The following is a 22,150-nucleotide window of genomic DNA, read 5'->3' as shown; positions in this document are numbered from 1 at the left end:
GGAGCGTTCTTGGGATCAGGCCGAGACGCGCGGGATGGTGTCGTCAGCGCGCAGGGTGAAGATCTCGTAGCCGGTGTCGGTCACCAGCAGGGTGTGTTCCCACTGTGCCGAGAGCTTGCGGTCTTTGGTGATCGCGGTCCAGCCGTCACCCAGCACCTTGGTGTCGGCCTTGCCCTGGTTGATCATCGGTTCGATGGTGAAGGTCATGCCGGCCTTCAGTTCCATGCCGGTGCCGGCGCGACCGTAATGCAGGATCTGCGGCTCTTCGTGGAACACCTTGCCGATGCCGTGGCCGCAGAACTCGCGAACCACCGAGAAACCGTTCTTTTCCGCGTGCTTCTGGATGATTTCACCGATGTCGCCAAGGCGGCAGCCAGGTTTGACGATTTCAATCGCCTTGTACATGCACTCCTGAGTGACCTGCGACAGGCGTTCGGCCCAGACCGGCACTTCACCGACGTGGAACATGCGGCTGGTGTCGCCGTGGTAGCCATCCTTGATCACGGTGACGTCGATGTTCAGCGTGTCGCCATTCTTCAGCGGCTTGTCATTCGGGATACCGTGGCAGACCACGTGGTTGATCGAGGTGCAGATCGACTTCGGATAACCCTTGTAGTTGAGCGGGGCAGGGATGGCCTGCTGCACGTTGACGATGTAGTCGTGGCAGATCTGGTTCAGTTGATCGGTGGTAACACCCGGTTTGACATGTTCGGCAATCATTTCCAGCACATCGGCGGCCAGTTTGCCGGCGACTCGCATGCCAGCGATGTCCTCGGGGGTTTTGAGGTTGACGGTCATACAGGCTCTCTCTGCGCTCGGCGGCGCTTACTGATACGGAGAGGGTGGCAAGTGTTGGATTTGCGACCCTGAAAAACGCGATTCTATCAGACGGAAGGAGCAAATCCGCGCCTGCGTGCATCGCGTCTGTCTATACAATGGTGCGCCTGAAGGCGATTCCAAGGGGGCTGCGCCCATGTCCTTGGTGCGATTACAGATTCCGGGTTCCGTTTCTGCGCACCCTGTGGTATAAAATGCGCCGCTTTCCGGGGATACCCCGAAAAGCTTAAATCCACACACGTGTCGACACGATGACCTGGGTGCTTTTGGCTTTATGCCACTGGTTGGTCATTGGGATACGTGGAGGCCAAACCCGACTTATTAAGGAACTATCATGTCCCAAGTCAACATGCGCGATATGCTGAAGGCCGGTGTGCACTTCGGTCACCAAACCCGTTACTGGAATCCGAAAATGGGTAAGTACATTTTCGGCGCGCGTAACAAGATTCACATCATCAACCTTGAAAAAACCCTGCCAATGTTCAACGAAGCTCTGACTTTCGTAGAGCGTCTGGCCCAGGGCAAAAACAAGATTCTGTTCGTCGGCACCAAGCGTTCCGCTGGCAAGATCGTTGCTGAAGAAGCAGCACGTTGCGGTTCGCCGTACGTCGATCACCGCTGGTTGGGCGGCATGCTGACCAACTTCAAAACCATTCGTGCTTCCATCAAGCGTCTGCGTGACCTTGAAGTTCAAGCCGAAGACGGTACTTTCGCCAAGCTGACCAAGAAAGAAGCGCTGATGCGCTCCCGTGACCTGGAAAAGCTGGATCGCTCCCTGGGCGGCATCAAGGACATGGGCGGTCTGCCAGACGCACTGTTCGTGATCGACGTTGACCACGAGCGCATCGCGATCACCGAAGCCAACAAGCTGGGCATCCCGGTCATCGGCGTTGTCGATACCAACAGCAGCCCGGAAGGCGTTGACTACATCATCCCAGGCAACGATGACGCAATCCGCGCTATCCAGCTGTACATGGGTTCGATGGCTGACGCAGTGATCCGTGGTCGCAACAATGTTGCTGGCGGCACTGTTGAGTTCGCAGCTGAAGAAACTCAGGCTGCAGCTGAGTAATTGACGCCCTGGCGTTGACTCAGTAAGCAAAAAGGGGGCTTGGCCCCCTTTTTGCCACCTCGAAAACCGTTTGTTGGCGCCCGTGTCTGGTGGCGCAGCCCCTGCATCTGTAACGTGCGGCGGGTACAAGGTGATTCGGGAAGAATTGAACGCCCGTTCGATCGGGTGGAATGGTTGAAAACCTATCCAAGAGGAATTTGAAAATGGCAGCAATTACTGCAGCGTTGGTTAAAGAACTGCGCGAGCGTACCGGCGAAGGCATGATGGACTGCAAGAAAGCCCTGGAAAAGGCTGACGGCGACATCGAAAAAGCCATTGATGACATGCGTGCTTCGGGCGCGATCAAGGCTGCGAAAAAGGCTGGCAACGTTGCCGCTGAAGGCGCAATCGCAATCAAGGACGACGGTAAAGCTGCCGTTATCCTGGAAGTGAACTCGCAGACCGACTTCCTGGCTCTGCAAGACGACTTCAAGAACTTCGTTGCTGCCAGCGTTGAAAAAGCTTTCGCTGACAAGCTGACCGACGCAGCTCCGCTGATCGCTTCGCAAGAAGCTGCTCGCGAAGCACTGGTTGCCAAAGTAGGCGAAAACGTCAACATCCGTCGTCTGACCCGTATCGAAGGTGACGTTGTAGGTTCTTACCTGCACGGCAACAAGATCGGTGTTGTTGTGGCTCTGAAAGGCGGTGACGTCGAGCTGGCCAAAGACATCGCGATGCACGTCGCTGCGAGCAACCCTGAGTTCCTGCTGCCTTCGCAAGTTTCGGCTGAAGCGATCGAGCGTGAAAAAGCTGTGTTCCTGCAGCTGAACGAAGAGAAGATCAAAGGCAAGCCAGAAAACATTGTTGAGAACATGGTCAAAGGCCGTATCAGCAAGTTCCTGGCAGAAGCGAGCCTGGTTGAGCAGGCGTTCGTCAAGAACCCTGAGATCAAGGTTGGCGAACTGGCCAAGAAAGGCGGCGCAGAAATCGTTTCCTTCACCTACTTCAAAGTAGGCGAAGGCATCGAGAAGCCGGTCGACAACTTCGCTGAAGAAGTTGCTGCCCAGCTGGCTGCCGCCAAGCAATAAGGCGGTTTTTCAACTGTCGCCCGAAAGAGGCTGCCCGCTCACGCGCGCAGCCTCTTTTCAGATGGGGTTACCAATTTTTTATTGGTTTCCACTGGGAACTGACTTACAAAGCCAGGTTCCGATGGCGCTGAAGCAGCGCCAAGCTAGAGTGAACGCCAGCTGTAAAACAGCTTGCAAAGAATTTTTTAAATACGCCGCAGGAGAGATTCGCAATGGCTCAGCAGGGCAGTGGTTATCAGGCTCGCTATAAACGCATTCTACTCAAGCTTAGCGGCGAGGCCCTGATGGGCTCGGAAGAGTTCGGGATCGATCCAAAAGTGCTGGATCGGATGGCGCTGGAAGTCGGCCAACTGGTCGGCATCGGCGTACAGGTCGGTCTGGTGATCGGCGGTGGCAACCTGTTCCGTGGCGAGGCCTTGAGCAAGGCTGGCATGGATCGGGTGACAGGCGACCACATGGGCATGCTGGCCACTGTGATGAACGCCCTGGCCATGCGTGATGCGCTGGAACGTGCCAATATCTCGGCCATCGTGATGTCGGCCATTTCCATGGTTGGCGTGACCGATCACTATGATCGCCGCAAAGCCATGCGCCACCTGAACTCCAAGGACGTGGTGATTTTCGCCGCCGGTACCGGCAATCCGTTCTTTACCACGGATTCGGCAGCCTGCCTGCGTGCCATCGAGATCGACGCTGACGTCGTACTGAAGGCGACCAAGGTCGATGGCGTCTATACCGCTGACCCGTTCAAAGACCCGCATGCCGAGAAGTTCGATCATCTGACTTATGATGAAGTGCTGGATCGCAAGCTGGGTGTAATGGATCTGACAGCTATTTGCCTGTGCCGCGACCACAAAATGCCGCTGCGCGTATTCAACATGAACAAGCCCGGCGCCCTGCTGAACATCGTGCATGGCGGCGCTGAAGGCACTCTGATCGAGGAAGGTCAACAATGATCAACGAAATCAAGAAAGACGCTCAAGAGCGCATGCAAAAATCCCTGGACTCTCTGGCCCATGCATTCGGCCAGATTCGTACCGGCAAGGCTCACCCAAGCATCCTGGGCAGCGTGATGGTGCCGTACTACGGCGCAGACACTTCCATCACTCAAGTGGCCAACATCACTGTAAAAGACTCCCGCACCCTGCAAGTCGTCGCTTTCGAGCGCAACATGCTGGCGGCCGTCGACAAAGCGATCCAGAGCGCCGGTCTGAACCTGAACCCGACCAACCTGGGTGAACTGCTGCTGATCTCCATGCCGGCCCTGACCGAAGAAACCCGTAAGGGCTTCACCAAGCAGGCGCGTGCTGCCGCTGAAGATGCACGTGTTGCTGTGCGCAATATCCGCCGTGATGCGCTGGGCGATCTGAAAAAACTGGTCAAGGATAAAGAAATCAGCGAAGACGAAGAGCGTCGTGCCACCGCTGATATCGACAAGCTGACCAAAGACTTCGAGGCCCAGATCACCAAGGCCACGGACGAGAAAGAAAAAGACCTGATGGCCGTATAAGGGTCGAGTTTCAAATGGACAAGACCAAGCAGTCTGCGCCGTCCGCGGTGCCGCGCCATGTCGCGATCATCATGGATGGCAACAATCGCTGGGCGAAAAAACGCTTTATGCCGGGTGTCGCCGGGCATAAAGCTGGCGTGGATGCTGTGCGGGCGGTAATCGAGGTGTGCGCCGAGGCCAAGGTCGAAGTGCTCACCCTGTTCGCCTTTTCCAGTGAAAACTGGCAGCGCCCGGCCGATGAAGTCAGTGCCTTGATGGATCTGTTCTTCAAGGCGTTGCGTCGTGAGGCCAAGCGCCTCAACGACAACAACATCAGCTTGCGCATCATCGGTGATCGCTCGCGCTTCCACCCTGAGCTTCAGGCGGCGATGCGCGAGGCGGAAGCCATGACGGCCGGTGCCAACCGCTTCATCCTGCAGATCGCCGCCAACTACGGCGGTCAGTGGGATATTGCCCAAGCGGCGCAGCGTCTGGCGCGTGAAGTCCAGGCCGGGCATCTGCGTCCGGAAGATATCACTCCGGATCTGCTGCAGACCTGTCTGGCCACCGGCGACCTGCCGTTGCCGGATCTGTGCATCCGCACCGGTGGCGAGCACCGCATCAGCAACTTCCTGCTGTGGCAACTGGCGTACGCCGAGTTGTACTTCTCCGACCTGTTCTGGCCGGACTTCAAACACGAAGCCATGCGCACCGCGCTGGCCGATTTCGCTTCGCGCCAGCGTCGCTTCGGTAAAACGAGCGAACAGGTCGAAGCTGGAGCCCGGGTTTAATGCTTAAACAACGAATCATCACTGCGCTGATCCTGCTGCCGATCGCTCTGTGCGGGTTTTTCCTGCTCGAAGGGTCTGGTTTTGCCCTGTTCATCGGTCTGGTCGTGAGCCTGGGCGCCTGGGAATGGGCGCGTCTGGCTGGCTTTACCGCGCAGTCGTTCCGTGTCGGCTTTGCCGCTGTCGTCGCGCTGATGCTGTTCGTCATGTACGTCCTGCCGGGCCTCGCCCCTTGGGTGTTGGGCGCCTCGGTGTTGTGGTGGGCGGTGGCGACCTATCTGGTGCTGACCTATCCGCGTTCGAGCGAGCACTGGTCCACGGCGGCCACCAAACTGGTGATCGGCTTGCTGATCCTGCTGCCGGCCTGGCAAGGGCTGGTGCAGATCAAGCAGTACCCGCTGGGTAACTGGTTGATCATGGCGGTGATGGTGCTGGTCTGGGGGGCCGATATCGGTGCCTATTTCTCCGGCCGTGCCTTTGGCAAGCGCAAACTGGCGCCGCAAGTCAGCCCTGGCAAAAGCTGGGAAGGCGTTTACGGTGGTCTGGCGCTGAGCCTGGTGATTACCGCGATCGTCGGCCTGGTGCGTGACTGGACCGTTGGCGAGCTGCTCAAGGGCCTGATCGGCGCTGCGTTGATCGTATTCATTTCGGTGGTGGGTGACCTCACCGAGAGCATGTTCAAACGTCAATCCGGCATCAAGGACAGCAGCAACCTGCTGCCCGGTCATGGCGGTGTGCTTGATCGCATCGACAGTCTGACCGCCGCGATCCCGATTTTCGCTGTATTGCTGTGGATGGCTGCGCCGTGAGCCGCCCTCAACAGATTACCGTTCTGGGGGCTACCGGCTCGATCGGTCTGAGCACCCTCGACGTCATCGCTCGTCATCCTGAGCGTTATCAGGTTTTCGCGCTGAGCGGCTTCACGCGCCTGAGCGAGTTGCTGGCCTTGTGCGTGCGTCATGTGCCGCAATTCGCAGTCGTGCCGGAAGTGGCGGCGGCGCGTGGTTTGCAGGACGACCTGCGTGCGGCCGGTTTATCCACTCGCGTACTGGTCGGGGAGGGGGGGCTGTGCCAGGTCGCCTCCGCGCCCGAAGTCGATGCCGTGATGGCCGCCATCGTTGGCGCCGCGGGTCTGCGTCCGACCCTGGCAGCGGTGCAGGCCGGGAAGAAAATCCTTCTGGCCAACAAAGAAGCGTTGGTGATGTCCGGCGCGTTGTTCATGCAGGCCGTGCACAAGAGCGGTTCGGTATTGCTGCCGATCGACAGCGAACACAACGCGATCTTCCAGTGCATGCCGCAGGATTTTTCCCGTGGTCTGGGCGCTGTTGGCGTGCGGCGGATTTTGCTGACGGCTTCGGGCGGTCCTTTCCGTCAGACGCCGATGAGCGAACTGGCGCATGTTTCGCCTGATCAGGCGTGTGCGCACCCGAACTGGTCCATGGGTCGCAAGATCTCGGTGGATTCGGCCAGCATGATGAACAAGGGCCTGGAGTTGATCGAGGCTTGCTGGCTGTTCGACGCCAAGCCGTCGCAGGTCGAGGTGGTGATTCATCCGCAGAGTGTGATTCACTCGCTGGTCGACTATGTGGATGGCTCGGTATTGGCGCAGTTGGGCAACCCCGACATGCGCACGCCGATTGCCAACGCATTGGCCTGGCCTGAGCGGATCGACTCGGGTGTGGCGCCGCTGGACCTGTTTGCCATTGCCCGCCTGGATTTCGAAGCACCGGACGAGCAGCGCTTCCCTTGCCTGCGCCTGGCGCGACAGGCGGCAGAGGCTGGCAACAGCGCGCCGGCCATGCTCAATGCGGCCAACGAAGTGGCGGTCGCGGCGTTTCTCGACGGACGCGTTGGTTATCTGGAAATCGCGAGTATCATCGAGGATGTGCTGAATCTCGAGCCAGTGGTTGCGCTTGAGGATCTGGACGCGGTGTTTACCGCTGATGCGAAAGCGCGGATTCTGGCCGAACAATGGCTTGATCGTCACGGCCGATAGCCGTTGCAGGACCATGGCTTCACGCGGCACTGAACAGGATTGCGGAGAAAGTAGATGAGCGCGCTCTATATGATTGCCGGCACCCTGATCGCTTTGGGTGTGCTGGTCACCTTTCACGAATTCGGCCACTTCTGGGTCGCGCGTCGCTGTGGCGTCAAGGTTTTGCGTTTCTCCGTGGGCTTCGGCATGCCCTTGCTGCGCTGGCACGACAAGCAGGGTACCGAGTTTGTCGTCGCCGCGATTCCGCTGGGTGGCTACGTCAAAATGCTCGATGAGCGTGAAGGCGAAGTCCCGGCCGATCAGCTTCATCAATCCTTCAATCGCAAATCGGTTCGCCAGCGTATCGCTATTGTTGCAGCGGGGCCGATCGCCAACTTCCTGTTGGCTCTGGTGTTCTTCTGGGTGCTGGCCATGCTCGGCAGCGAGCAGATCCGTCCGGTCATCGGTGCCGTCGAGTCCGGGAGCATTGCGGCCAGGGCTGGCTTGAGTGCCGGTCAGGAAATCGTCGCCATTGATGGCGAGCCGACTTCTGGCTGGGCGGCCGTCAATTTGCAGTTGGTTCGTCGTCTTGGGGAAAGCGGGGCCCTGCAATTGCTCGTGCGTGAGCAGGGCTCTACAGCGGATACGCCGCGCGAACTGGCGCTCGATCATTGGCTCAAAGGGGCGGACGAGCCCGATCCGATTCGCTCGCTGGGGATTCGCCCATGGCGACCTGCTCTGCCGCCAGTGCTGGCCGAGCTCGATCCAAAAGGTCCGGCGCAGGCCGCTGGTCTGAAAACCGGCGACCGTCTGCTGTCGCTCGATGGTCAGGCGCTGGGTGACTGGCAGCAAGTGGTCGATACCGTTCGTACGCGTCCTGATACCAAAATCTTGCTGCGCGTCGAGCGTGACGGTGCTCAAATCGACGTCCCGGTGACCTTGGCGGCGCGCGGCGAAAGCAAAGCGCCGAGCGGTTATCTCGGGGCTGGCGTAAAAGCCGTGGACTGGCCGCCGGAAATGATCCGCGAGGTCAGTTATGGCCCGTTGGCCGCGATTGGCGAGGGTGCCCGACGTACCTGGACCATGAGCATCCTGACGCTGGACTCACTGAAGAAAATGCTGTTTGGCGAGCTCTCGGTAAAAAACTTGAGTGGGCCGATAACCATTGCTAAAGTGGCGGGCGCTTCTGCCCAGTCGGGCGTTGCTGATTTCCTGAATTTCCTTGCTTATCTGAGTATTAGCCTGGGAGTTCTGAATTTGCTGCCCATCCCTGTACTGGATGGGGGGCATTTGTTGTTTTATCTGATTGAGTGGGTGCGTGGTCGCCCCTTGTCGGATCGGGTGCAAGGTTGGGGGGTGCAGATCGGTATCAGTTTGGTGGTCGGAGTGATGTTGCTTGCTCTGGTCAATGATCTGGGCCGTCTGTAAAGCTTCGCTGAATTGCGAATCTGCCGCATTTTGCGGCAGTTTGTTTATTGCCAGTTGGAATAAGAAAGGACTTCATGAAACGTCTGCTGCTAACTGCGGTTCTCACCGTATTGATGATCGCCGAAGTTCACGCCGAGTCCTTCACTATCTCTGATATTCGCGTCAATGGCCTCCAGCGGGTCTCCGCGGGTAGCGTCTTTGGTGCCTTGCCGTTGAACGTCGGCGAGCAGGCGGATGATCGTCGCCTGGTGGAATCCACTCGTGCGTTGTTCAAAACCGGTTTCTTTCAAGATATCCAGCTGGGCCGCGAAGGCAACGTTCTGGTGATCACGGTCGTCGAACGCCCGTCGGTCGCGAGTATCGAGATCGAAGGTAACAAGGCGATCTCTACCGAAGACCTGATGAAAGGCCTCAAGCAGTCCGGACTCTCGGAAGGCGAGATCTTCCAGCGCGCCACCCTCGAAGGTGTGCGTAACGAGCTGCAGCGCCAGTACGTTGCGCAGGGCCGCTATTCGGCCACGGTTGATACCGAAGTGGTCTCGCAGCCGCGTAACCGCGTAGCCCTGAAAGTGAAGATCAACGAAGGCACTGTGGCTGCCATCCAGCACATCAACGTGGTGGGCAACACGGTTTTCCCTGACGACGACCTGATCGACCTGTTCGAGCTGAAAACCACCAACTGGCTGTCGTTCTTCAAGAACGACGACAAGTACGCCCGTGAAAAGCTCTCCGGTGACCTGGAGCGTCTGCGTTCCTACTACCTGGACCGCGGCTATATCAACATGGATATCGCTTCGACCCAGGTGTCCATCACCCCGGACAAGAAACACGTCTACATCACCGTCAACATCACCGAAGGCGAGAAGTACACCGTTCGTGACGTCAAGCTCAGCGGTGACCTGAAGGTGCCTGAAGACCAGGTCAAGTCGTTGTTGCTGGTGCAGAAAGGCCAGGTGTTCTCGCGCAAGCTGATGACCACCACCTCCGAACTGATCACTCGCCGTCTGGGTAACGAGGGTTACACCTTCGCCAACGTCAACGGCATACCTCAGCCGCATGACGACGATCACACTGTGGACATCCTGTTCGCCGTCGATCCGGGCAAGCGCGCCTACGTCAACCGCATCAACTTCCGTGGCAACACCAAGTCCGAGGACGAAGTGCTGCGTCGCGAAATGCGTCAGATGGAAGGTGGCTGGGCTTCGACCTACCTGATCGACCAGTCCAAGACCCGTCTTGAGCGTCTGGGCTTCTTTAAGGAAGTGAACGTCGAGACACCGGCTGTTCCGGGTGTCGACGACCAGGTTGACGTGAACTACGCCGTTGAAGAACAAGCCTCCGGCTCGATCACCGCCAGCGTCGGTTTCGCCCAGAGCGCCGGTCTGATCCTCGGCGGCTCGATCACCCAGAACAACTTCCTGGGTACCGGTAACCGTGTGAGCGTGGGCCTGACCCGCAGCGAATACCAGAGCCGCTACAACTTCGGCTACGTTGACCCCTACTGGACCGCCGACGGCGTGAGCCTGGGTTACAACGCCTTCTATCGCACCACCGACTACAAAGATCTCAACATCGACGTAGCGAGCTATGCGGTAGACAGCCTGGGTGCCGGCGTCAACGTTGGCTATCCGATCAGCGAGACTTCGCGTCTGACCTTCGGTCTGTCCGCACAACAGGACAAGATCAAGACCGGTCAGTACACCGTTGACGAGATCTTCGACTTCGTTAACAAGGAAGGCGATCAGTATCTGAACTTCAAGGCGTCGGCCGGTTGGTCCGAATCGACCCTGAACAAGGGTGTCTTGCCGACCCGTGGTCGTTCTCAGAGCCTGACGCTGGAAACCACGATTCCAGGCAGCGACCTGTCGTTCTACAAACTCGACTACCGTGGTCAGTTGTTCCAGCCGATCACCGAGAACTACACCCTGCGTCTGCACACCGAGCTGGGTTATGGCGACGGTTATGGTTCGACCGACGGCTTGCCGTTCTATGAAAACTACTATGCTGGTGGTTTCAACTCGGTTCGCGGCTTCAAGGACAGCACGCTGGGTCCTCGCAGTACTCCGAGTCGTGGTACCAACCCGGGCACTTCGGTTGACCCGGACCAGGATCCGCTGCCGTTCGGTGGTAACGTCCTGATCCAGGGCGGTGCCGAGGTTCTGTTCCCGCTTCCGTTCGTGAAGGATCAACGCTCCTTGCGTACCTCGGTATTCTGGGACGTGGGTAACGTTTTCGATTCGCAGTGCAAGGACACCACTAACGCAAATGGCTCGACGTCCAACACCAAGTGCAACGACATCAGCCTGAGCAACATGGCCAGTTCCGTTGGTGTGGGTGTGACCTGGGTCACCGCACTGGGTCCTCTGAGTTTTGCTCTGGCGATGCCGGTCAAGAAGCCGGATAACGCTGAAACTCAAGTGTTCCAATTCTCCCTCGGCCAGACGTTCTAAGCGTCTGACCCAAGACAACGACAATGGATTTTGTAGGAGTGCATCGTGCGTAAGTTGACTCAATTGGTTCTCCTGGCCTCCGTACTGGTGGCAGGCCCGGCGTTCGCCGACATGAAAATCGCCGTGCTGAACTATCAGATGGCACTGCTGGAATCCGACGCGGCCAAGAAGTACGCCGTGGATGCCGAGAAGAAGTTCGGTCCGCAACTGACCAAGCTCAAGACGCTGGAAAGCAGCGCCAAGGGCATTCAGGATCGCCTGATGGCCGGTGGCGACAAGATGCAGCAGGGCGAGCGTGAGCGTCTGGAGCTTGAATTCAAGCAAAAGGCCCGTGACTTCCAGTTCCAGTCCAAGGAGCTGAACGAAGCCAAGGCAGTTGCCGACCGCGAAATGCTCAAGCAACTGAAGCCGAAACTGGATAGCGCAGTGGAAGAAGTCATCAAGAAAGGTGGTTTTGACCTGGTGTTCGAGCGTGGCGCAGTCATCGATGTCAAACCGCAGTACGACATCACGCGCCAGGTTATCGAGCGCATGAATCAGCTGAAGTAACCCATGACCGTGACTATCAAGCTCGGCCAGTTGGCCGAGTTCCTCGGCGCCACCCTGCGTGGCGACCCCGAGACGCAAATTACTGGGCTAGCCACCTTGCAGGAGGCTGGCCCAGCTCAGTTGAGCTTTCTGGCAAATCCTCAATATCGCAAATACCTGGCAAGTTCCCAGGCGGCTGCGCTGTTGCTCAAGGAAGCCGATGTCGAAGGTTTTGCCGGCAATGCGCTGGTGGTGCCGGATCCTTACCTGGCTTATGCGCGTATCTCTCACCTGTTCGATCCCAAACCGAAAGCCACCGCGGGTGTTCATCCCACGGCGGTGATTGCGCCGGATGCGGTGGTTGATCCAAGCGCCAGCATCGGCCCGTTCGTGGTGATCGAGACTGGTGCGCGCATCGGTGCGCAGGTCACCCTAGGCGCTCATTGCGTCATCGGTGCCCGCAGTGAAATCGGTGAGGGCGGCTGGCTCGCTCCGCGGGTAACGCTTTATCACGACGTGCGCATCGGCAAGCGGGTGGTGATCCAGTCCGGTGCCGTGCTCGGTGGTGAAGGCTTCGGTTTTGCCAATGAGAAAGGTGTCTGGCAGAAGATCGCCCAGATCGGCGGCGTGACCATCGGTGACGATGTCGAGATCGGTGTGAACACCGCCATCGACCGTGGCGCGCTGGCGGATACCGTGATCGGCAACGGCGTGAAACTCGACAACCAGATCCAGATTGCGCACAACGTCCAGGTCGGTGATCACACCGCCATGGCCGCGTGTGTCGGTATCTCCGGCAGCACCAAGATCGGCAAGCACTGCATGCTCGCCGGTGGCGTCGGTCTGGTGGGGCACATCGATATTTGCGACAACGTTTTCCTGACCGGGATGACCATGGTGACCCACTCGATTACCGAGCCAGGCGCCTATTCTTCCGGCACAGCCATGCAGCCGGCGGCCGAATGGCGCAAAAGCGCGGCCCGCATCCGTCAGCTCGATGACATCGCGCGACGATTGAAGCAGTTGGAAAAGCGCGTTGGGGAAGTGACCCCCGGCAGTAATGCTTCATCTGATGGCTGATACCATTTCCATATCAAGTGTGCACAGCCTCTAGACTGCCTCCTTGATTTGCTAGAGGAGTGCGCGTCAGTCGCGCTCCCAATCTTTACATAGGCTTCCCCCCGAAATGATGGACATCAACGAGATTCGCGAATACCTGCCTCACCGTTACCCGTTCCTGCTGGTGGACCGGGTGGTGGAACTGGACACTGAAGGCAAGCGCATTCGCGCCTACAAGAATGTCAGCATCAATGAGCCATTCTTCAATGGTCACTTCCCTGCGCATCCAATCATGCCAGGCGTGCTGATCATCGAGGCGATGGCCCAGGCTGCCGGGATCCTCGGTTTTAAAATGCTCGACGTGAAACCGGCCGATGGCACGCTTTACTACTTCGTCGGTTCCGACAAGCTGCGTTTCCGTCAGCCAGTGCTGCCGGGCGATCAATTGATTCTTGAAGCGAAGTTCATCAGCTGCAAGCGTCAGATCTGGAAATTCGAATGCCAGGCTTCGGTCGACGGCAAGCCGGTCTGCTCGGCTGAAATCATCTGTGCGGAACGCAAGCTATGAGTTTGATTGACCCTCGCGCAATCATCGATCCGTCGGCCGTTCTGGCTGACGGCGTCGAGGTCGGCCCGTGGTCGATCATCGGCGCAGGTGTGGAAATCGGCGAGGGTACTGTGATCGGGCCGCACGTGGTCCTCAAAGGCCCGACCCGCATCGGCAAGCACAATCGCATCTACCAGTTTTCCTCGGTCGGTGAGGACACTCCCGACCTGAAGTACAAGGGTGAAGAAACCCGTCTGGTGATCGGTGATCACAACGTCATTCGCGAAGGCGTGACGATTCACCGTGGCACCGTTCAGGATCGTTCGGAAACCACCCTTGGCGATCACAACCTGATCATGGCCTATGCCCACATCGGACATGACAGCGTGATCGGCAACCACTGCATTCTGGTCAACAACACGGCTTTGGCCGGGCATGTACATGTCGACGACTGGGCGATCCTTTCCGGGTTCACCCTGGTGCATCAGTACTGCCACATCGGCGCCCACAGCTTTTCCGGCATGGGCACTGCCATCGGCAAGGACGTTCCGGCGTTTGTGACCGTGTTCGGCAACCCGGCCGAAGCGCGCAGCATGAACTTCGAAGGCATGCGCCGTCGTGGTTTCAGCGAAGACGCGATCCATGCGCTGCGCCGCGCCTATAAAACGGTGTATCGCCAGGGCCTGACCGTGGAGCAAGCGTTGGCCGAGTTGGCCGAGCCTGCTGCGCAGTTCCCGGAAGTCGCGGTGTTCCGTGACTCGATCCAGTCGTCGACTCGCGGCATCACCCGCTGATCATGGCCAGTCTGCGTATTGCGCTGGTGGCGGGAGAGGCTTCCGGTGATATTTTGGGCGCCGGTCTCATGCGCGCCCTCAAGGCTCAACACCCGGCAGTCGAGTTCATCGGTGTCGGCGGTCCGTTGATGCAGGCCGAGGGCTTGACGTCTTATTTCCCCATGGAGCGTCTGTCGGTCATGGGGCTGGTGGAAGTGCTCGGGCGGCTGCGCGAGTTGCTCAAGCGCCGCAAGGACCTGATCGCCACGTTGATTGCCGAGAAACCGGACGTGTTCATCGGCATCGACGCTCCCGATTTCAACCTCAACATCGAACTCAAGCTGCGTCAGGCCGGGATCAAAACCGTGCATTACGTCAGCCCTTCGGTGTGGGCGTGGCGGCAGAAGCGTGTGCTGAAGATTCGCGAAGGTTGCGATCTGATGCTCACCCTGTTGCCGTTCGAAGCAAAATTCTACGAAGAGAAGGGCGTGCCGGTGCGGTTCGTCGGTCATACGCTGGCCGATACCATTCCGCTGCAGGCCGATCGCGCCGCAGCGCGTGCCGAACTCGGCTTGCCCGACGGACCGCTGGTGGCGTTGATGCCCGGCAGTCGCGGTGGTGAAGTCGGCCGTCTCGGTGCGCTGTTCCTGGATACGGCCGAGCGTCTGCGGGCCATGCGCCCGGGGTTGCGTTTCGTCATCCCGTGCGCGAATGCCGAGCGTCGCGCTCAGCTCGAAGAACTGCTGGTTGGCCGTGATCTGCCGGTAACCCTGCTCGACGGCAAGTCGCATCTGGCCCTGGCGGCGTGCAACGCGGTGTTGATCGCCTCCGGCACGGCGACACTTGAAGCCTTGCTGTACAAGCGGCCAATGGTCGTTGCGTATCGCCTGGCGCCGCTGACCTTCTGGATTCTCAAACGCATGGTCAAGAGCCCCTACGTGTCGCTGCCGAACCTGCTGGCCCAGCGTCTGCTGGTACCGGAATTGTTGCAGGATGATGCGACAGTCGAAGCATTGGCCCAGACCCTGGCGCCGCTGATCGAAGGTGGCGAAGAGCAGACCCGCGGCTTCGACGAGATCCACCGCACGTTGCGGCTGGATGCTTCCAATCAGGCGGCGGATGCCGTCCTCAACCTGATCGGTCAGAAACCATGAGCAAGACGATGCAGATGGGCCTGGATTTCACTCTGGTCGCCGAAGTTGAAGAGCTGGTGGCCGGTGTCGACGAGGTCGGTCGCGGCCCGTTGTGCGGGGCAGTGGTGACGGCGGCGGTGATTCTCGATCCGAACCGGCCGATTCTCGGTCTCAATGACTCGAAGAAACTCACCGAAGCCCGGCGCGAGAAACTTTACGACGAGATCATCGAGAAATCCCTGAGCTGGTGCATCGCCCGTGCCGAAGTCGAAGAAATCGACGAGCTGAACATCCTGCACGCGACCATGCTCGCCATGCAGCGCGCGGTGGCCGGGCTGCATATTCAGCCGAAACTGGCGATGATCGACGGTAACCGCTGCCCGAAACTGCCGATGCGCGCCGAAGCGGTGGTGAAGGGCGACAGCAAGGTGCCGGCGATTGCCGCCGCATCGATTCTGGCCAAAGTCAGTCGCGACCGGGAGATGTCGGCGTTCGAATTGATCTACCCGGGTTACGGCATCGGCGGCCATAAAGGCTATCCGACGCCCGTTCATCTGGAAGCGTTGGTGCGGCTTGGCCCGACGCCGATTCACCGGCGCTCGTTCGCCCCGGTGCGTCAGGCTTACGAGGCGCTGGAAGGTCTGACGCAGGTTTAGGCGCAAGGCTGATGTTTTGTTCGAGGCCCGGTACAATCCGGGCCTTGTTGTCTCTATGTAACTGGACAGGATCACTATGCCGGCTTCATTCGTTCATCTACGCCTGCACACTGAATACTCCCTGGTCGACGGGCTGGTGCGGATCAAGCCACTGGTCAAGGCGCTGACCGGCATGAACATGCCGGCGGTGGCAGTCACCGATCAGAACAACATGTGTTCCCTGGTCAAATTCTATAAAAACGCCATGGGCGCGGGCATCAAGCCGATCTGCGGCGCCGACCTGTGGCTGTCGAACAAGGATCCGGACGCGCCATTGAGCCGGATCAGCCTGTTGGTGATGAACGCCAAGGGCTATCGCAATCTCACCGAGCTGATCTCGCGTGGCTTCATCGAGGGTCAGCGTAACGGCATGATCATCATCGAGCGCGAATGGGTCGCCGAGGCCAACGAAGGCCTGATCATGTTGTCCGCCGCCAAAGAAGGCGAGATCGGCATGGCGCTGATCGGCGGCAACCCGGCCGAGGCCGAAGCGCTGGCGCGTGAATGGATGGCGGTGTTCCCGGATCGTTTCTATCTGGAAATCCAGCGCACCAACCGTCCCAACGACGAAGAACAACTGCACGGTGCGGTGGCGCTGGCCGACAAGCTCGGCGCGCCGCTGGTAGCGACCAACGATGTGCGCTTCATCAAGCAGGAAGACTTCGCCGCTCACGAAACCCGCGTGTGCATCGGCGAGGGCCGCGCGCTCGACGATCCGCGGCGTTCGAAGAATTACAGCGATCAGCAATACCTCAAAAGCGCCGAGGAAATGGCCGAGCTGTTCAGCGACATTCCCGACGCCATCGAAAACACCGTCGAAATCGCCAAGCGCTGCAACATCGAAGTGAAACTGGGCACGCACTTCCTGCCCAACTTCCCGATTCCCGATGGCATGACCATCGACGAATACTTCCGCAAGGTGTCCTTCGAAGGTCTCGAAGAGCGCCTCGCGGTGCTGTTGCCCAAGGACACCACCGAAGACTACGAAGCCAAGCGTCAGGTCTATGTCGATCGCTTGAATTTCGAGCTGGATATCATCATCCAGATGGGCTTCCCCGGTTACTTCCTGATCGTGATGGACTTTATCCAGTGGGCCAAGAACAACGGCGTGCCGGTAGGTCCTGGCCGGGGGTCGGGTGCCGGCTCGCTGGTGGCTTACGTGCAGAAGATTACTGACCTCGACCCGCTGGAATACGACCTGCTGTTCGAACGTTTCCTTAACCCGGAACGGGTATCGATGCCCGACTTCGACGTCGACTTCTGCATGGACGGTCGTGACCGGGTGATCGACTACGTGGCCGAGAAGTACGGTCGCAACGCGGTGAGTCAGATCATCACTTTCGGTTCCATGGCCGCCAAGGCTGTGGTGCGTGACGTGGCGCGGGTGCAGGGCAAGTCCTATGGTCTGGCGGATCGTCTGTCGAAGATGATTCCGTTCGAAGTCGGCATGACCCTGGAAAAAGCCTACGAACAGGAAGAGATCCTGCGTGACTTCATCAAGGTCGATGAAGAAGCGGCGGAAATCTGGGAGATGGCGCGCAAGCTCGAGGGCGTGGTGCGTAACGTTGGCAAGCACGCCGGTGGTGTGGTAATCGCCCCGACCAAGCTGACCGACTTCTCGCCGATCTATTGCGACGAGGCCGGTGACGGTCTGGTAACCCAGTTCGACAAGGACGACGTGGAGGCGGCCGGTCTGGTGAAGTTCGACTTCCTCGGCCTGCGAACCCTGACGATCATCGACTGGGCGCTGAAAACGATCAACCGCGACCGCGCCAAGGTCGGCGAAGAGCCGCTGGACATCGCGTTTATCCCGCTCGACGACAAGCCGACGTACAGCCTGTTGCAGAAAGCCGAAACCACCGCGGTGTTCCAGCTTGAATCGCGCGGCATGAAAGAGCTGATCAAAAAGCTCAAGCCCGACTGCCTGGAAGACTTGATCGCACTGGTGGCCCTGTTCCGTCCGGGCCCGCTGCAGTCCGGCATGGTGGACGACTTCATCAACCGTAAGCACGGTCGCGCCGAACTGGCGTACCCGCACTCGGACTACCAGTACGAAGGCCTCAAGCCGGTATTGGCGCCGACTTACGGCATCATCCTGTATCAGGAACAGGTGATGCAGATCGCCCAGGTCATGGCCGGTTACACCCTCGGTGGTGCGGACATGCTGCGTCGAGCCATGGGTAAGAAGAAGCCCGAGGAAATGGCCAAGCAGCGTGGCGGCTTTATTGAAGGCTGCGCGACCAACAACATCGACGCCGACCTGGCCGGTAACATTTTCGACCTGGTGGAAAAATTCGCCGGTTACGGCTTCAACAAATCCCACTCCGCCGCCTATGGCCTGGTGTCGTACCAGACCGCATGGTTGAAGGCGCACTACCCGGCGCCGTTCATGGCCGCGGTACTCTCGGCGGATATGCACAACACCGACAAGGTCGTGACCTTGATCGAGGAAGTGCGCACGATGAAGCTGCGCCTCGACGCGCCGGACGTGAACACTTCCGAGTTCAAGTTCACGGTGAACGACGACGGCCGCATCGTCTATGGCCTGGGCGCGATCAAAGGCGTCGGCGAAGGCCCGGTGGAAGCGATCACCGAAGCGCGTCAGGCCGGCCCGTTCAAGGATCTGTTCGACTTCTGCGCCCGGGTCGACCTCAAGCGCATCAACAAGCGTACGCTGGACGGCTTGATCCGTAGCGGCGCACTGGATCGTCTCGGGCCTTATTTCCACGATGAGCAAAAGGCTTATCAGGCCAACATCGACCGCAACCGCGCCGTGCTGCTGGCGGCGATGGAAGAGGCGATCAAGTCTGCCGAACAGACCGCACGCACCCACGACAGTGGCCACGCCGACCTGTTCGGCGGGCTGTTCGTCGAGGAAGATGCCGACGTTTACGCGACCCATCGCAAGGCCAAGGAACTGACCCTCAAGGAACGCCTCAAGGGTGAGAAAGACACTCTGGGCCTGTACCTCACCGGGCATCCGATCGACGAGTACGAGGGCGAAATTCGCCGTTTCGCCCGGCAGCGCATCATCGACCTGAAGCCGGCTCGTGACACGCAAACCGTGGCCGGGATGATCATTGCCCTGCGGGTGATGAAGAACAAGAAGGGCGACAAGATGGGCTTCATCACCCTCGATGACCGTTCGGGACGGATCGAGGCGTCGCTGTTCGCCGATGCGTTCCACTCTGCGCAGTCGCTGTTGCAGACCGACGCGATGGTGGTGGTCGAAGGCGAAGTCAGTAACGATGACTTCTCCGGCGGCTTGCGTCTGCGGGTCAAGCGGGTGATGAGCATGGAAGATGCACGCACCAATCTGGCCGAGAGCCTGCGCCTGAAGCTGCACACTCAGGACTTGAAAGGCGATCAGCTACGCTGGTTGGGTGAACTGCTCAAGCGTCACCGCGGGGCGTGCCCGATCACCATGGAGTACACCAGTCCCGATGCGAAGACCTTGCTGCAGTTCGGCGAGACCTGGCGAATCGACCCGGCGGATGCGTTGATTCAAGCCCTGCGTGACCAGTTCGGGCGAGACAACGTCTTCCTCCAATACCGTTGACCGGCAAGTGCCATCATTGCGCTTGCCCACAACCTGAATTTTTAATCTCGACCTCAGCGCGCCTCTCCCTTAAGGTAGGCGCGAATAGACAACCGGCCGGCCCAAGCTCATTTGGGACACGACCCAAGACGGACGCCTATGAACCCGAATTTTCTAGATTTCGAACAGCCGATCGCCGACCTGCAAGCCAAGATCGAAGAGTTGCGCTTGGTCGGTAATGACAATTCGCTGAATATCGGCGATGAGATCTCCCGCCTGCAGGACAAGAGCAAGACGCTGACCGAAGACATCTTCGGCAAGCTGACCAGCTGGCAGATCGCACGCCTGGCGCGTCACCCGAAACGCCCGTACACCCTCGACTACATCGAGCACATCTTCACCGAGTTCGACGAACTGCACGGTGACCGTCACTTCTCCGACGACGCCGCCATTGTGGGTGGCGTGGCACGTCTGGAAGACCAGCCGGTGATGATCATCGGTCACCAGAAGGGCCGTGAAGTGCGCGAGAAGGTACGCCGCAACTTCGGCATGCCGCGTCCGGAAGGCTACCGCAAGGCCTGCCGTCTGATGGAAATGGCCGAGCGTTTCAAGATGCCGATCCTGACCTTCATCGACACCCCGGGTGCTTATCCAGGCATTGACGCTGAGGAGCGTAACCAGAGCGAAGCGATTGCCTGGAACCTGCGCGTGATGTCGCGCCTGAAGACCCCGATCATCGCCACCGTTATCGGTGAAGGTGGTTCCGGCGGTGCGCTGGCGATCGGTGTCTGCGATCAGCTGAACATGCTGCAATACTCGACCTACGCGGTGATCTCGCCGGAAGGTTGCGCTTCGATTCTGTGGAAAACCGCCGAAAAAGCACCGGATGCCGCTGAAGCGATGGGCATCACCGCCGAGCGCCTGAAAGGCCTGGGCATCGTCGACAAGGTGATCGCCGAGCCACTGGGCGGCGCCCACCGTGATCCGGCCGCTGCCGCTGCATCGATCCGTGCCGAGCTGAGCTCGCAACTGGCGATGCTGAAGAAGTTCGACAACGAAGCGCTGCTCAAGCGTCGTTACGATCGTCTGATGAGCTACGGTCTCTGACAGATCTCGCAATACCCAATGTGGGAGCGGGCTTGCTCGCGAAAGCGGTATAACATTCGGCAGATGTGTTGAATGTTGAAACGCCTTCGCGAGCAAGCCCGCTCCCACATTTGATTTGGGCCAAGAGAAAGATATGGGTCAGTCCGTGAGTGATCTGCCTTCCCGGCTTCTGCGCAATCTTGCAGCTTGGCGCAACGCCAAGGCTTGGCGCGTGGCTTTCTCCGGCGGTCTGGATTCCACCGTCCTCCTGCATCTGCTGGCCCATCTCGCTCAACACCACTCCCTGCCGGCGCTCAGCGCCATCCATATCCACCACGGCCTCCAGGCTGCGGCCGATGCGTGGCCGGAGCATTGTCAGTCGGTCTGCGACGCACTGGACGTCCCGTTGCAAGTGGTGCGGGTGACGGTGCAACCCGGCGCCAGCCTGGAGCGAGCAGCGCGGGAGGCGCGGTATGCGGCGTTCACCTCGCTGACCGAGGCTGGGGATTTGTTGCTGACCGGTCAGCATCGGGATGATCAGGCGGAGACTTTGCTGTTTCGCCTGATGCGCGGCGCAGGCGTGCGCGGACTGTCGGCGATGCCGGTGCAGCGACCGTTGGGGCAGGGCACGCTGCTGCGCCCATTACTCGACGTGACGCGCACCGAGCTTGAGGCTTACGCCCGCGCGCACCAGCTGCGCTGGATCGAAGATCCGTCGAACGAAGATCGGCAGTTCTCGCGCAACTATCTGCGCCATCAGGTGTTGCCGTTGCTCACCGCGCGCTGGCCGCAGGCGCAGGCGAGCATGGCGCGAAGTGCGGCGCATCTGCGCGAGGCGCAAGGTTTGCTCGATGAGTTGGCGCAGCTCGATCTGGCACAAGCCGCCACGCCGAGTGAGTTTGCATGGCTGGGCCTGCCGTCGCTGGAACTGGCGCCGCTGGCGCGTTTATCTGCCGCTCGTCAACGCAATGCGCTCAGCCATTGGCTCGAGCCCCTGACCCGACTGCCGGACTCTGACCATTGGTCGGGTTGGGACAGCCTCTGCGGCGCTGCCAGCGATGCATCGCCGGTCTGGCGTCTGGCCGATGGCGAACTGCAGCGCAGCGCCGGCCGGCTATGGTGGCTGAGCGGCGACTGGCTGCGCGCGCCAGCGGTCAGCGGTGAATGGCATGACCCGTCGACAGCGCTACGTCTGCCGAATAACGGGCGTGTCATGTTCAGCGGGCAGACTCCCGACGGGCCGTTGCGGATTGGCTATCGGCAGGGCGGCGAGCTGATGCATCTGGCGGGGCGTGGCCACCGCGATCTCAAGCGCCTGCTCAATGAGCGCGCGGTACCGGGCTTCGTCCGTGGCAGATTGCCGCTCCTGTTTCGCGGCGCAGAATTGCTCGCCGTGGCGAACCTGCCGGGCCTTGACGGGCAGGGGCCGGACGGCTGGAAATTGCATTGGCAGCCAACAGACGAAGATCAAGGTTTGAGATGAAAGGGGCATTCCGGTAGACTACGCTCCCTTCTTGATACAACTTCTGTGGATTCGCCTGAATTGCAGGAGTTGCCGATTACCAAGCAGTCTTTGCTGGGCGATTCCAAAAAATGTGTAGCGAGCAACGTACCGGTGTTTCATCTGCCGGTCTGTCCCAACGCGGCGGTTTTTTTGAAAGGTGCACTGTGATTAATGCAGGTGA

19 protein-coding genes are annotated in these 22,150 nt (G+C 59.5%); 18 read left to right on the top strand and 1 reads right to left on the bottom strand.

Features of this window, described 5'->3' with window-relative positions; genetic code table 11:
* Window positions 1-15: 15 nt before the first annotated feature.
* Entirely contained in the window at window positions 16-798 is a 783-nt protein-coding gene (gene map, locus LCH64_RS13910; RefSeq protein ID WP_007964271.1) for a type I methionyl aminopeptidase, read from the bottom strand.
* A gap of 373 nt (window positions 799-1,171) precedes the next feature.
* Here map and rpsB point away from each other — a divergent pair, with 373 nt between their 5' ends.
* The 18 genes from rpsB to tilS all read left to right on the top strand — a co-directional run bounded on the left by rpsB (window position 1,172) and on the right by tilS (window position 21,948).
* Window positions 1,172-1,909 carry a 30S ribosomal protein S2 gene (gene rpsB, locus LCH64_RS13905; RefSeq protein ID WP_003222119.1) on the top strand — a complete coding sequence of 246 codons (738 nt, stop codon included), beginning with the start codon at window positions 1,172-1,174 and terminating at the stop codon, window positions 1,907-1,909.
* A 203-nt stretch (window positions 1,910-2,112) separates the two neighbouring features.
* On the top strand, window positions 2,113-2,976 hold the full coding sequence (gene tsf, locus LCH64_RS13900; protein WP_003222121.1) for a translation elongation factor Ts: 864 nt from the start codon (window positions 2,113-2,115) through the stop codon (window positions 2,974-2,976).
* A gap of 212 nt (window positions 2,977-3,188) precedes the next feature.
* On the top strand, window positions 3,189-3,932 hold the full coding sequence (gene pyrH, locus LCH64_RS13895) for a UMP kinase (protein WP_003222124.1): 744 nt from the start codon (window positions 3,189-3,191) through the stop codon (window positions 3,930-3,932).
* Entirely contained in the window at window positions 3,929-4,486 is a 558-nt protein-coding gene (gene frr / locus LCH64_RS13890) for a ribosome recycling factor (protein WP_003222127.1), read from the top strand. Before pyrH ends, frr begins: the two co-directional genes overlap by 4 nt.
* A 14-nt stretch (window positions 4,487-4,500) precedes the next feature.
* Entirely contained in the window at window positions 4,501-5,256 is a 756-nt protein-coding gene (uppS, locus tag LCH64_RS13885) for a polyprenyl diphosphate synthase (protein WP_003222128.1), read from the top strand.
* Complete coding sequence (locus LCH64_RS13880; protein WP_003222130.1) at window positions 5,256-6,062, top strand: phosphatidate cytidylyltransferase; 807 nt, start codon at window positions 5,256-5,258, stop codon at window positions 6,060-6,062. Before uppS ends, LCH64_RS13880 begins: the two co-directional genes overlap by 1 nt.
* Entirely contained in the window at window positions 6,059-7,249 is a 1,191-nt protein-coding gene (gene ispC, locus LCH64_RS13875; protein ID WP_226500538.1) for a 1-deoxy-D-xylulose-5-phosphate reductoisomerase, read from the top strand. Before LCH64_RS13880 ends, ispC begins: the two co-directional genes overlap by 4 nt.
* Before the next feature lie 54 nt (window positions 7,250-7,303).
* Window positions 7,304-8,656 (top strand): sigma E protease regulator RseP, encoded by a 1,353-nt coding sequence (gene rseP, locus LCH64_RS13870; RefSeq protein ID WP_003222134.1) that lies wholly within the window; start codon window positions 7,304-7,306, stop codon window positions 8,654-8,656.
* A 74-nt stretch (window positions 8,657-8,730) separates the two neighbouring features.
* A complete protein-coding gene (gene bamA / locus LCH64_RS13865; RefSeq protein WP_202369572.1) occupies window positions 8,731-11,106 on the top strand; it encodes an outer membrane protein assembly factor BamA in 2,376 nt (791 codons plus the stop codon).
* Between the two features lie 45 nt (window positions 11,107-11,151).
* On the top strand, window positions 11,152-11,655 hold the full coding sequence (locus LCH64_RS13860) for an OmpH family outer membrane protein (protein ID WP_003222140.1): 504 nt from the start codon (window positions 11,152-11,154) through the stop codon (window positions 11,653-11,655).
* A gap of 3 nt (window positions 11,656-11,658) precedes the next feature.
* Window positions 11,659-12,714, top strand: coding sequence for a UDP-3-O-(3-hydroxymyristoyl)glucosamine N-acyltransferase (lpxD, locus tag LCH64_RS13855; protein WP_226500537.1), 1,056 nt, complete (start codon window positions 11,659-11,661; stop codon window positions 12,712-12,714).
* Between the two features lie 106 nt (window positions 12,715-12,820).
* Entirely contained in the window at window positions 12,821-13,261 is a 441-nt protein-coding gene (gene fabZ, locus LCH64_RS13850) for a 3-hydroxyacyl-ACP dehydratase FabZ (protein ID WP_003222142.1), read from the top strand.
* The gene (gene lpxA, locus LCH64_RS13845; RefSeq protein WP_103486496.1) at window positions 13,258-14,034 is read left to right on the top strand and encodes an acyl-ACP--UDP-N-acetylglucosamine O-acyltransferase; all 777 of its coding nucleotides are present in this window, start codon (window positions 13,258-13,260) and stop codon (window positions 14,032-14,034) included. The genes fabZ and lpxA overlap by 4 nt, the downstream gene beginning before the upstream one ends.
* Complete coding sequence (gene lpxB / locus LCH64_RS13840; protein WP_226500661.1) at window positions 14,034-15,167, top strand: lipid-A-disaccharide synthase; 1,134 nt, start codon at window positions 14,034-14,036, stop codon at window positions 15,165-15,167. Before lpxA ends, lpxB begins: the two co-directional genes overlap by 1 nt.
* An 8-nt stretch (window positions 15,168-15,175) precedes the next feature.
* On the top strand, window positions 15,176-15,802 hold the full coding sequence (rnhB, locus tag LCH64_RS13835; protein ID WP_003222148.1) for a ribonuclease HII: 627 nt from the start codon (window positions 15,176-15,178) through the stop codon (window positions 15,800-15,802).
* 76 nt (window positions 15,803-15,878) lie between these two features.
* Complete coding sequence (gene dnaE, locus LCH64_RS13830; protein WP_003222149.1) at window positions 15,879-19,400, top strand: DNA polymerase III subunit alpha; 3,522 nt, start codon at window positions 15,879-15,881, stop codon at window positions 19,398-19,400.
* Between the two features lie 138 nt (window positions 19,401-19,538).
* Entirely contained in the window at window positions 19,539-20,486 is a 948-nt protein-coding gene (locus tag LCH64_RS13825) for an acetyl-CoA carboxylase carboxyltransferase subunit alpha (RefSeq protein ID WP_226500536.1), read from the top strand.
* A gap of 133 nt (window positions 20,487-20,619) precedes the next feature.
* Window positions 20,620-21,948 carry a tRNA lysidine(34) synthetase TilS gene (gene tilS / locus LCH64_RS13820; RefSeq protein WP_226500535.1) on the top strand — a complete coding sequence of 443 codons (1,329 nt, stop codon included), beginning with the start codon at window positions 20,620-20,622 and terminating at the stop codon, window positions 21,946-21,948.
* Window positions 21,949-22,150: the final 202 nt, after the last annotated feature.

Origin of the sequence: Pseudomonas sp. MWU16-30322, assembly GCF_020515535.1 — a bacterium.
GTDB lineage: Bacteria > Pseudomonadota > Gammaproteobacteria > Pseudomonadales > Pseudomonadaceae > Aquipseudomonas > Aquipseudomonas fluorescens_H.
The sequence above is the reverse complement of the archived record's forward strand: the minus strand, read 5'-3'. Positions and strand labels throughout refer to the sequence as shown.